Source organism: Desnuesiella massiliensis (assembly GCF_001403615.1).
Taxonomy (GTDB): domain Bacteria; phylum Bacillota; class Clostridia; order Clostridiales; family Clostridiaceae; genus Desnuesiella; species Desnuesiella massiliensis.
Genome location: NZ_LN879451.1, coordinates 84,456 through 96,753 on the forward strand (window position 1 = coordinate 84,456; position 12,298 = coordinate 96,753).

Here is a 12,298-nt window from a genome sequence, read left to right on the forward strand (position 1 = left end):
AGTTTCTAACCGAAATCCATAGTTTGTTTTACTATGATTAGTAGGCTTAGACGGAGTCAAACCGTTATGCATTGAGCAGCATTAAGATGTGCTGATAAAGTGGTCTTTTTATAGACAAATTGGGTGGTACCGCGGAGTATAGTCTTTCGTCCCTTGGGGATGTAGGGCTTTTTTTATTTATAAAAAATTAATTAGGCATCGTAAAAAAAATAAATAGCCAAAGATGCGAAGTATATTTTGTGTAAGGCAAGGACACAGGTTCCATTAATAGTGGACGCAGTATTACGCAAAATAGACGAGTAGACTGACTAGTTATTTTTTGGGAGATGCCTTATAAGGAAAGGTAGGAATGATATCATGAAAACTGTTGATATTAAAGAGCTTTACAGAAACAGTGAAGCTTATATTGGTAAAAAAGTAAAGGTGGCTGGCTGGATAAGAACTTTAAGAGCTTCTAATGCCTTTGGCTTTATTGAGTTAAACGACGGAACCTTCTTCAAAAACCTGCAAGTAGTTTTTGAACAAGATTTAGAAAACTTTAAGGAGATTTCTAAACTTCACATTAGCTCTTCCCTTATAGTAGAAGGAACTTTAGCGGCTACTCCAGAAGCAAAGCAGCCTTTTGAAATCAAGGCAGAAAATGTAGTAGTAGAAGGTTTTTCTTCTCCAGACTATCCTCTACAAAAGAAAAGACATACTTTGGAATATCTAAGAACTATTGCCCATTTAAGAGCAAGGAGCAACACCTTCTCCGCAGCCTTTAGAGTAAGATCCTTAGCTGCTCATGCTATTCATTGCTTCTTCCAAGAAAGAGGCTTTGTTTACACTCACACTCCAATAGTAACAGGAAGTGATGCTGAAGGCGCTGGAGAAATGTTTAGAGTTTCCACTCTAGATTTAGGAAACCCTCCAAGGACAGAGGATGGAAAAGTAGACTATTCTGAGGATTTCTTCGGAAAGGAAACTAACTTAACAGTAAGTGGTCAATTAGAGGCTGAAACCTTTGCTTTAGCCTTCCAAAAGGTATATACCTTTGGACCTACTTTTAGAGCCGAAAATTCAAACACTGCTAGACACGCAGCTGAATTCTGGATGATAGAGCCTGAAATAGCTTTTGCAGAATTAAAAGACGATATGAAATTAGCTGAAGATATGTTAAAGTATGTTATTAAGTATGTTATGGATAAAGCTCCTGAGGAAATGGAGTTCTTTAACAGCTTTATAGACAAAACTTTATTAGATAGATTAAATCATGTAGTAAATTCAGAATTTGCTCATGTAACTTATACGGAAGCTGTAGATTTGCTTAAGAAATCAGGAAAAACCTTTGATTATCCTATAGAATGGGGCACTGATCTTCAAACAGAGCATGAGAGATTCTTAACTGAAGAAATATTTAAAAAACCTGTATTTGTCACTGACTATCCAAAGGAGATAAAAGCCTTCTACATGAGATTAAATGATGATGGAAAGACTGTAGCAGCTATGGATTGTCTAGTGCCTGGAGTTGGTGAAATCATAGGCGGAAGCCAAAGAGAAGAGAGACTAGATGTACTTGAAAAGAGACTAGAAGAGCTTGGTCTTAACAAAGAAGATTACTGGTGGTATCTAGAACTTAGAAAATACGGTGGAACAAAACACGCTGGATTTGGTCTAGGCTTTGAAAGATTGATAATGTACATTACTGGCATATCAAATATAAGAGACGTTATACCATTCCCAAGAACACCAAAAACTGCAGAGTTTTAAAAAATGCAAGGCATTTTTTAATTCACAATTCACAGTGCACAATTCACAATTAATGGGATTTTTCTACGCTACTCTACGAAAAATCTTTAATTTAGGTATGTTAAAAAAGCAAAGCTGGGCTAATCATTTAGCTCAAGCTCTGCTTTTTATTTTATAATTTTTTCGTAACGCTAGTGGAGAAAAAATTTCCTCCATTGTGCATTGTGAATTGTGCACTGTGCATTACAAAAAATCTTTCCTTTTATTTTACTTCCTCCAGCCTAGAAAGTACCTTTCCTTCAATCATCTCTATCTTATCATCCGCTTCCTTTAAGCTTGCCCCTATGGTATAAATATATAGCTTTATTTTTGGTTCTGTGCCTGAAGGTCTTACAGCATACCAGCTTCCATCCTCTAAGAAAAATCTTAAAACATTGGATTTAGGTATGTCTACAGGAAGCTTTTCTTCTGTTTGAAGATTATAATTAACCCTTGTTTCATAATCTATATACTTTTCTACCTTTATCTCATTAATATATTCAGGGAAGGCTTCTCTGTAGCTCTTCATCATTCTGTCAATACGCTCTTTACCTTCAATACCCTCTAATATGAGAGATATTTGCTTTTCTCTGTAATATCCATGAGTTTCATATAAATCCTGTAAAACATCTAATAAAGTTTTACCTTGTTTTCTATAGTAAGCAGCAGCTTCACATAATAGCATAGCTGAGCTCACTCCATCCTTATCTCTTACGAAGGTTCCTGTCACATAGCCTATGCTCTCTTCATAGCCAAATACAAAATTAGCCTCTTTAGTTCTTTCAAATTCAGGTATTCTTCCGCATATATTTTTAAAACCGGTAAGGGCTTCATAAGTCTTTACTCCATAATCCTCTGCAATTTTTTTGCCTAAATCACCAGTAACTATGGATTTAACTATAGCAGCCTTTTCAGGAAGGGTTCCCTTTTCTTTCATGCCTGATAGTATATAATTTATTAAAATTGCTCCTGTTTGGTTTCCTGTAAAGGCTACATATTCTCCTGTGGACTTATCTAATACCTCTATAGCTAATCTATCACAATCCGGATCCGTAGCAATGAGCAGTTCTGCCCCTTCTTTCTTTCCTAATTCCTCAGCATATTTAAATGCCTTGGTATCCTCTGGGTTAGGATATCCCACCGTAGTAAAATCAGGATCTGGGTTTTCTTGCTCTGGCACTACAATTATATTTTTAAAACCTCTATCCTTAAGCACCGTTCTAACAGGCATATTGCCTGTTCCATTTAAAGGAGTATAAATTATTTTTATATCCTTATCCACATCTTCTCTTATAGCTAGCCCCTTAACCTTACTTAGGTATTTATCATCCATTTCCTTTCCTAAAATTTTTAATAAGCCCTTTTCTAAGGCTTCTTTTTCATCTAGTTTTTTAACTTGACCTAAATTTTCTACCCCTTTTATTTTATCTAATATAGAATCTGCTATACTAGATAAAATTTGTGCACCATCTTCCCAGTATACTTTATATCCATTATAATCTCTTGGATTATGACTAGCAGTTACCACTATACCTGATATGGTATTTAAAGTTCTTACTGCAAAAGAAAGCTCTGGTGTAGGTCTTAAATTTTCAAATAAATAGGCCTTTATGCCATTGCCACATAGCACGAGAGCTGCGGTTTTAGCAAAATCCTTGGAAAAGTGTCTGCAATCAAAAGCTATGGCTACTCCTCTATCCATGGCCTCTTGACCCTTCTCTTTTATATATTCTGCTAAGCCTTGAGTAACCTTTGCAATATTATATATATTCATTCTATTAGTACCAGCGCCTAATTTACCTCTAAGCCCAGCGGTACCAAACTCCAGGTCCCTATAAAATCTATCTTGAATTTCATCTTCGTTGTTTGCAAGGTTTTTTAGTTCTTCTTTAGTAGCTTCATCTATATATTCATCTTCTAGCCACTGTTCATATATCTTTTTATAATCCATAGCTAAGCCTCCCTATTATTCTATAACCTGTAACTTCTTAGTATAGCTATTTAGCACCTCTACTCCTTGCTCTGTAACCAGTACTAAATCTTCTATTCTCACCCCTAATTTATTAGGCAAATAAATTCCTGGCTCGATAGAGAATATCATTCCTGGCTGAACTATATCTTCATTGACAGCACTTACATCGCCAAAATCATGAACTTCAATGCCTATATTATGTCCTGTTCTATGAGTAAAGTACTTCCCATAACCATGATTTTCTATAAGCCCTCGGGCAGCTCTATCTATATCGCAGAACCTAGCCCCTGGCTTTACCTTATCTATAGCTTCTAAATTTGCTTCTAAAACTATATTATATATATTCTTAGCTTCATCACTTAGTTCCTTATAAAATACAGTTCTAGTCATATCTGAGCAGTAGTTATCCTTCCTGCCTCCTATATCTAATATTACGCTATCCCCAGTAGATAGTCTGCTTTTATCTGAATCATGATGGGGCTCTGCTGCATTTTTACCATAAGCTATAAGCGGATGGAAAGAGAATCCTGAAGCTCCCTCCTCCTCATAAAGTTCTGAGAGAATTCCACAGATTTTTTTTTCATCATAATCTTTTGCTATAAGAGCTACTAATTTACTCATTACCCTATCATTTATCTTTGAATTTTCTCTCATAAGAGCTATTTCTTCTTCATCCTTTATCATTCTTACCCTGTCAACTATGGGGGATGAATTTACATAGCCTGGAGCTATATTATTCTCCATAAACTTTATCAAGAAATGAGAAGGCCAATTTTTATCTATGCCAAGAATCTGGTCTCTATTAATAAAATCCCTCATTATATTAATAGGATCTTGAACATCATTATATATTATTAAATCTAAATCCTCATCTTTATCAATAGGAAAAAGCTCATTTATAAAAAGCCTTTTATCTCCTTCTACATTTATATATAGGGCTAGTAATCTTTCTCCTGGTTCTATCCATTTTCCAGTCAAATAAAATATAGCAGCTGGTGACGTAACTATCATTTGCTTTAAATTATGCTTTTGCATATTTTCAATAATTCTAAGAACTCTTTTTTCTTTCATCGATTCACACTCCTTTTGTAAATTAGAGCCTCAGAAATATTAAAAATATCCCTGAAGCTCAACTTACTCATATTTAAAAAATTATTTGTTACAACAACTATTCTTTTCTTTTACTAAATAGTATAAGGTTCTAACTGGGGCACCAGTGCCTCCCTTAGTTATATAATCCTTATCACTATCCGCCCAAGCAGTACCTGCTATATCAAGGTGAAGCCAAGGTTTCTTTTGTACAAACTCTCCTATAAACAGTCCTGCAGTAATAGTTCCTGCATGTCTTCCGCCTATATTTTTCAAATCAGCTATATCTGATTTTATTAACTTTTTATACTCATCAAAAGCTGGTAATTGCCAGAACTTCTCTCCTGAAAGCTCTGAAGCCCTTTGAAGATCATTATAGAACTCTTCGTTATTTGTTACTACTCCAGTAGTAGTATTTCCTAAAGCAATCAATACTGCTCCTGTTAAAGTAGCTACGTCTATAACCTTAGTAGCTTTTTCCTTTTCGATAACATAATGAACTGCATCTATAAGAGTTAGTCTTCCTTCAGCATCGGTATTTAATACCTCTATAGTCTTTCCAGCCATGGAAGATATTATGTCTCCTGGTTTATATGCTTTACCTGAAATCATGTTTTCGCAAGCCGCCACTACTGCTACCACATTAGCCTTAAGCTTGGTCTCTGCTATAGCTTTCATAGCTCCTATTACAGCTGCTGCTCCTCCCATGTCACTCTTCATTGTAACCATTCCATCTGTTGGTTTTATAGAGTATCCGCCTGAATCATAAGTTAATCCTTTCCCTACCAACCCTAGTATATCATTTTTATTATCTTCATCTCCAAAATATCTCATAACAATAAATCTCGGGGCATTATCTGAACCCTTTGCCACCTCTAAGAAGGACTTCATGCCTAGAGCTTCTATTTCTTTTTCATCAAATATCTCTACTTCAAAGCCAGCCTCTTTACCTATAGCTTTAGCTTTCTTTCCTAATTCCTTTGGAGTTATTACATTAGCGGGCTCATTTACTAAATTCCTAGCGCAAAGAGTAGCTTCTACCAATGCTTCTGCCTCTTTTATAGCTTTTTCAGCTTTTTCAACCTTCTCTTCAACTACATTGAGTATGTAAATTTCTTTTAACTTACCTTCTTTTCTATCGGTTTTATACTTATCAAACTTGTAATTTGCTAGAGCCATACCTTCAACCATGGCCTTCACTGTCCTCTTAAAGCAAAGCTTATCAGAGCTTATGGCTTGAACTGCTATACTTTCTATTCCAAGCTCCTTTCCTTTCTTTAATACATTAGCCAAGGCTATTCTAATCTTTTCAGCACTTAATTCTTCTTTTTTACCTAAACCTACAAAAATAATATCTTTTATTTCTCCTTGTAACCTTTCAGAAAAAAGGTATACCTGTCCTAACTCTGCCTTGAATCTCTCCTTACTTTTTAAACCTTCAAAAACAGTTTTTAAATCTTGGCTTAAATTATCTAAAGCGTCTTCCATAAATATAGGATAAACTAATACATCTGCTTCTATGCTTTGTCCTGTTCTAACTAAAAAATTCATATTATCACCTCAAAAAAATTTGAAATTCATTCTTTAATAAAATTATTACCTTTAGTATAATCTAAAATTAGCAATATTCCAATACGTAAAATTATTCTCATTTAAAAATTCTTATCTAATAACATATAAAACTGTATACATTTAAATTTATATAGTCAACACTTTTATATATGGAATATTATTTCAATAGGTTGTAAAATATTATTATGTTACCTTATATCGAATTATTTCCATTTATTTTTATAGAAAGGATTTGCCTTATGATTTCATATAAATTTATAAAAAGACTTTTTAAGACTCTATCCCTAATTTTAGTATTATTAATTCTATCTATAACAATGTTAAATATCTATTTTGAATTAAAAATAAATAGAGAATTTAAGAACAAACTTGAAAATTCTTCCCTACTAAATATTGATGGTGTTAATATCTATTATAAGGAATACGGAGAAGGAGAGCCCTTGCTACTCATTCATGGTTTTTTAGCCTCTTCCTTAGACTTCAACAATATAATTGAACCTTTATCAAAAAAGAATAAAATTATTACCGTAGATTTACCTGGCTTTGGCCAATCAGATAAACCATTAAATTATGACTATACCAAAAGAAATATAGCCTCTACCCTTTATAAATTAATGAAAAAGAAGGGCTATGAAAGCTTTAGTGTACTTGGCCATTCCATGGGTGGAGAAGTAGCTCTTAATATGGCTTACTATTATTCAAAGGATATTAAGTCCTTAATACTAGTAGATAGTGCTGGCTATAAAAAAGTAAAAAATCTAAACTTAAGTCCCTTTATTTTAGAGAAAGTATTTGTCAGCTATATACCTCAGATATCTATGAACTTAAAGGCTTTTTCAAATAAATCCACCTTTGATAAGTATATTTTTGATGGAGACTTTTATTTTAATAATAAGATTCCGGGTAAAGTGCTAAAAAAATTTAACGAAGATAGCGATAGTGGCAGCCTAGCTCCTTATATAAAAGAGCTTACCTGCAAAACCTTGATTCTATGGGGGGATAAAGATCCTTCTATTCCTCTTGATGATGCCTATAAGTTTAATAATGATATAAAAAATAGCAAATTAGTGATATTTGATCAAGTAGGCCACTATCCCCATATGGAAGCTAAGGAGCTATTTTTAGAACAGGTTATTTCTTTCTTAGCTACAAGTCAATAATTTTATTGCAAGGAGGTCTTGTTATGAGAAAAATGAAAAGAATTATTACATTTTTAGCGCTTTCTCTGTCTTTAACTTTTTTTAATTACTCCACTATAACTAAAGTGGAAGAAAGTTCTAACGCTAATGAAAAAACTAATTTAGAAATAAATATTGCAGAGAATACAATAGGACCTGGCCCTAGACAACCCTTTGGCTATGATAACCTTCCGGTAGATGGAGTAATCACTATGTATTTCAATGAGGAGCTGCAAAAGGGTGATAAATTTAATGAGATAACCATAGTAGATACTAATGGTAAATCCGTAGATACCATAGTAGAGATTAATTGAAATTAAAGATAAATCTTTAATAATTAGACCTAAAAAATCATTGCAATATAACAGTAAATATATGTTAGTGATACCTAGAGAGTCTTTAGAGGGACTAGCTGGTTATCCAGCTCAAGTAGGAACTTTTGAACTCTCCACAATGGCGAAACCTAAAGACAAGGCTGTACTTCCAGAGACTGGTTCCCCTATAAATATGAATAGCTTGCTTTTACTAGGTTCTATCTTCACAATAGTGGGTGTTACTTCTTTGAAAAGACAAAATAAAGATAGATAGGAAAAAGACTTGGTTTATCGCCAAGTCTTTTTTCTATTTAAACTCTTCAACTATTACTCTACCACTTTTTAAACTTTCTTGTACATTAATGATTCTTTGATTGCCAGATCCTCTATACTTTAGAGTTTCATCCTTTTCCTCTTCATCAAATTTTCCATCTATTAATACATCTATGCATTCCATAAGAGCCTTCCAAGAAGGTTTATCATCAATGTTCTTTATTATATGCTCAAAAGTATAACCTGTATAACACCATATATTTAATCTCAAGGCCTTAAAAGCTTCAGCTAAATAAGCAAATTTATCTGCCTGCTCAAAGGGATCTCCACCACTAAAGGTTATGCCACTTAACATAGGATTAACTCTTACATCCTCAATCAATTTATCCATATCAAATAGCTCTCCACCGGAAAAGTTATGGGTTTCTGGATTAAAGCATCCATTACAATTGTGTAGGCATCCTTGTGAAAAAAATACTCTTCTTATTCCAGGTCCATTGACTAAGCTTTCATGAATTAATCCCGAAAGTCTTATAGCTTTATTATTATCCTCCATACCCTCACCTATCTAGATATATAATCTCTATAACCAGGCTGATTATTGGTATGAGTTAATCTATCTTCTCTTTCATGATATTTTCCTGGTCCAAATCTTTCGTCTAAACTAAGGTATCCAGTTACCCTTGATACTCCTTGAATATTATGACTTCCACAGAAGGTGCACTTTTGATCTCCGCTTTGAAGATAAGTACCACAATCTCTACAATATCTTATGTGGAAATTAATGCCTATGTAGCTTATATTAGTGTGCTTGTAAGAGTAATCTAATATTCTCATAATAGCTTCGCCATTTGGACAATCATCTACCTCTAAATAGGTTATGTGTCCAGCATTACATAGTTTATGATAAGGAGCTTCTATATCAATTTTATCCTTAATAGATATAGCATAGCCTACAGGCACATGGTAACCATTAGTATAGTAATCTTTATCTGTAACACCTTTTATTTCTCCAAAGACTTTCTTATCTTGAAGTATAAACCTGCCGCTTAAGCCTTCTGCTGGCGTAGCATAAGTACTCCAATTCAACTTAGTCTCTTGAGTTAATTTATCTGTATATTCTCTTATAAAGGATATTATTCTAATGCCTAACTCTCTTGAGTTTTCATCTTCTCCATGGTGCTTACCTGTTAAGGCTGTTAAAGTTTCTGCTAATCCTATAAAGCCTATGGACCAGGTACCTTGCTTTAAAATTGGTTCTATAGAATCATCAGGAGTTAAGCCTTCTGACCCTTTCATAAGTCCTTGACCTGCCACAAAAGGTAAATCCTTAACCTTTAGATGCTTTAACACACCATATCTATGTAATAAAGCCTCTTTACCTAATTCTAGCTTATTTAATAACAATTCAAAGAATTTATCAATATTGCCCTTAGCTAAAATTCCTATCCTTGGCAAGTTGATAGTAGTTGGAGCAATATTTCCTCTTCCTTTAGTACCTGGCTCTCCGTTTATATTGCTCATTATGTAGGTTCTGCACCCCATAGTGGCGGGGATTACCCCTTTATCAAAGTAAACCTTATTAAAATCTGAATCCATATTCATAAAGGTTGGATTCATTCTCTTAGCCGCTACTCTACAGGCAAGCTCATATAAATAGTAATAAGGATCATTTTTTTCTCTGTTTATTCCCTCTTTAACTCTGAAAATGATATTAGGGAATATTGGCTGCTCCCCTTTTCCAAGGCCTTTTTCATATTCTAACAAGAACTTTTCACAGACTAAAGCTGCATCCTTTGAAAAAGGTATTCCTAAGTTTATAGAAGAAAAAGGCACCTGTGACCCTGCACGAGAATGCATGGTGTTTAGATTGTATACTATGCCTTGCATAGCCTGACTTATAGTCTTACCAAGCTTCTTTTCTACCAAATTATCTATATTTTCTTCGTTGACACCTAGTTCCATAAACTCTTGTTTTATCTCTTGTCTAGTTGGTTCTACAAACACCGCCATATCATTATCAAAGTCTGGGTGGGACTGTCCTCCGAACATATCATTTTGTGTAGATTGCAGTAATATACAGGACAATTCTGCTGCAGACTCTATCCTTCTAGGCCTATTAATAGTTCCGTAGCCGGTATTAAAGCCTCTTTCCAGTACTTCTTTTGTGGGTATATGTAGACAGTTAGTAGTTAGATTATAACTATCCAGATCGTGATAGTAAATATCTCCATTCTCATGAGCCTTTGCTAAATGCTTAGGCATACAGGCTAAATTATGCCACTTATTTGATTCGCTAGCTATCCTTAAAAGTTTTGAACTAAAATTATTTCCTACATTGGCGTTGTCCCTATCCGTCTCTACTCCTATTTGCCTTATGGCTCTCATTAGATCTGACTTAATCTCTCTTACTTTAGTTCTTTCCTTACGATAATTAGAATAAGCTATTCCAATAGACCTATGACCGTTTTGTAAAAGAATTTTCTCTACCAAGTTTTGGATTTCTTCAACAGTTACTCTTTCTCTTTCTAATTCCTCAATAGACTTTACAGCCCTTTGAGTCAATTCCATAACTTCACTTTCTTTCAAATGAAAGGAAATCTCTTCCGCAGCCCCCTTAATGGCTTCAGAAATCTTCAATGAGTTGAACTCATCTTCTCTCCCGTCTCTCTTCACAACATGTAGCATACACAAACCCTCCAACGCACTATATCTTGTACTCAGTAATTATACTTTAGAAAAAATTTATTAGCAATTTTCATTTTCTTATTTTAGGAATAATATTCTTTTTTAGGTTTTACTAACTCTATTTTTTGAAGTTTTTTATACTCCTATCTCTGTTGACAGAAATATTTTTAATTTAAATAACGATATAAATACCATTAATTAACTTATATAGAATAAATCCTTTTATAATCCATATAATATATAAATAGATTTGTTCTTATTTTAGTACAATGTATATAGGGAACACTTACAAAAATTAAGTTTATACATATTCCAAAATAGTATATTTAAGCCGCTATAATATATGTATAATTCAAAAGTTAAAGTTGTTTCCCTATACTATGGAGGAGATTATGAAAAATAAACTTTTATTAATTGGTTTAGTAACTGCTAGTATTGCTTTTTCTTCTTGTAATATCGGAAAAAAATCTGTGCCCTCCTTAGATGACACTATACCTACTTTCAATGAAAATATCTCTAGTTATGAAAAACAGAATCAAATTCAAAAATTTTTCTTACCCTACACTGGTGAGGAGACCTCTAAGGAAAATGCAGATAAAGTTGCTTTTATGGCTATTATAGAAAATTCAACAGACTCGCGTCCTCAGTCTGGTATTTCTAAGGCTGACTTCACTTTCGAAACTATGGCCGAAGGAGGAATACCTAGATTCATATCACTATTTCAAAAAAATACGGTTAAAGAAATTGGACCTATTCGGAGTGCCCGTTCTTACTTTATAGATATATCTAAGGAATTTAAGCTCCCTTTTGCCCATTGCGGAGGAAGTGAAGATGCATTAAACTCCATTAAAGCTCAAAATCTTATAAGCCTAAATGAAATGACAAATGGCTCCTATTATTGGCGGGACAAGACTAGAAAAGCCCCTCATAATCTTTATACATCCTCAGAAAAACTGATTGAGCTTATTAAAAAGAAAAATTATACTAATAAAGAAAATGTAAAGATCAAATTTGACAGTGAATATTGGGGAAATGACACTTTACCAAAGGCTAATATGGTTAAATTAACCTTAAATAGATTCTATAACACCCATTATGAATTTCAAGATGGCAGGTATATGAAATATATGGACAATGTTAAAACTATAGATAAGGCCTATAACGAGCCTGTGGCAGTAAAAAATGTCGTTATACAAAAAACCTCAATTACCCTAAATAAAGATAAAATTCATGTAGATATACCTCTTGTAGGAAAGGGAGAAGGCTATGTAATAAGCAATGGAAAATATCAAAGGATAAATTGGTTTAGAGAAGGCCTGGACTCCCCTACTATATTAAAGGATTTAGAGGGCAAAGAGGTTCCCTTATCAGAAGGAAATACCTGGTGGAATATAATTGACAAGAATAATATGGTGGACATAAAGTAATTTTTATTAATGCACAAT

Annotated in this window: 10 protein-coding genes and 1 other annotated feature (1 of these 11 running past the window's edge); of the genes, 5 read left to right on the forward strand and 5 right to left on the reverse strand. The window is 33.7% G+C overall.

Annotated features, from left to right (window positions below):
* Window positions 1-157: a binding site (T-box leader), on the forward strand (it extends 98 nt beyond the left edge of the window).
* Between the two features lie 200 nt (window positions 158-357).
* Window positions 358-1,749 (forward strand): asparagine--tRNA ligase, encoded by a 1,392-nt coding sequence (asnS, locus tag BN2665_RS01105; RefSeq protein WP_154674834.1) that lies wholly within the window; start codon window positions 358-360, stop codon window positions 1,747-1,749.
* A gap of 241 nt (window positions 1,750-1,990) precedes the next feature.
* Here the strand turns inward: asnS and BN2665_RS01110 are convergent, their stop codons facing one another.
* The 3 genes from BN2665_RS01110 to BN2665_RS01120 all read right to left on the reverse strand — a co-directional run bounded on the left by BN2665_RS01110 (window position 1,991) and on the right by BN2665_RS01120 (window position 6,379).
* On the reverse strand, window positions 1,991-3,718 hold the full coding sequence (locus BN2665_RS01110) for a phospho-sugar mutase (RefSeq protein ID WP_055665276.1): 1,728 nt from the start codon (window positions 3,716-3,718) through the stop codon (window positions 1,991-1,993).
* 15 nt (window positions 3,719-3,733) lie between these two features.
* Window positions 3,734-4,810, reverse strand: a complete 1,077-nt coding sequence (locus BN2665_RS01115) for a M24 family metallopeptidase (protein ID WP_055665277.1) — start codon at window positions 4,808-4,810, stop codon at window positions 3,734-3,736.
* An 81-nt stretch (window positions 4,811-4,891) separates the two neighbouring features.
* On the reverse strand, window positions 4,892-6,379 hold the full coding sequence (locus tag BN2665_RS01120; RefSeq protein ID WP_055665278.1) for a leucyl aminopeptidase: 1,488 nt from the start codon (window positions 6,377-6,379) through the stop codon (window positions 4,892-4,894).
* A 260-nt stretch (window positions 6,380-6,639) separates the two neighbouring features.
* Between BN2665_RS01120 and BN2665_RS01125 the strand changes: the two genes are divergently transcribed.
* The 3 genes from BN2665_RS01125 (at window position 6,640) to BN2665_RS01135 (ending at window position 8,166) form a co-directional block, all read left to right on the forward strand.
* A complete protein-coding gene (locus BN2665_RS01125; protein WP_195892640.1) occupies window positions 6,640-7,560 on the forward strand; it encodes an alpha/beta fold hydrolase in 921 nt (306 codons plus the stop codon).
* Window positions 7,561-7,583: 23 nt separating this feature from the next.
* Window positions 7,584-7,892 (forward strand): hypothetical protein, encoded by a 309-nt coding sequence (locus BN2665_RS01130; RefSeq protein WP_055665280.1) that lies wholly within the window; start codon window positions 7,584-7,586, stop codon window positions 7,890-7,892.
* Between the two features lie 61 nt (window positions 7,893-7,953).
* On the forward strand, window positions 7,954-8,166 hold the full coding sequence (locus tag BN2665_RS01135) for an LPXTG cell wall anchor domain-containing protein (RefSeq protein WP_055665281.1): 213 nt from the start codon (window positions 7,954-7,956) through the stop codon (window positions 8,164-8,166).
* A 33-nt stretch (window positions 8,167-8,199) separates the two neighbouring features.
* Here BN2665_RS01135 and nrdG read toward each other — a convergent pair whose 3' ends face one another.
* Together nrdG and nrdD are read right to left on the reverse strand one after the other, a co-directional pair.
* The gene (nrdG, locus tag BN2665_RS01140) at window positions 8,200-8,721 is read right to left on the reverse strand and encodes an anaerobic ribonucleoside-triphosphate reductase activating protein (protein ID WP_055665282.1); all 522 of its coding nucleotides are present in this window, start codon (window positions 8,719-8,721) and stop codon (window positions 8,200-8,202) included.
* Between the two features lie 8 nt (window positions 8,722-8,729).
* Window positions 8,730-10,853: an anaerobic ribonucleoside-triphosphate reductase gene (gene nrdD, locus BN2665_RS01145; RefSeq protein WP_055665283.1), complete on the reverse strand. Its 2,124-nt coding sequence runs from the start codon at window positions 10,851-10,853 to the stop codon at window positions 8,730-8,732.
* Between the two features lie 392 nt (window positions 10,854-11,245).
* Between nrdD and BN2665_RS01150 the strand changes: the two genes are divergently transcribed.
* Window positions 11,246-12,280, forward strand: a complete 1,035-nt coding sequence (locus BN2665_RS01150; protein ID WP_055665284.1) for a DUF3048 domain-containing protein — start codon at window positions 11,246-11,248, stop codon at window positions 12,278-12,280.
* Window positions 12,281-12,298: the final 18 nt, after the last annotated feature.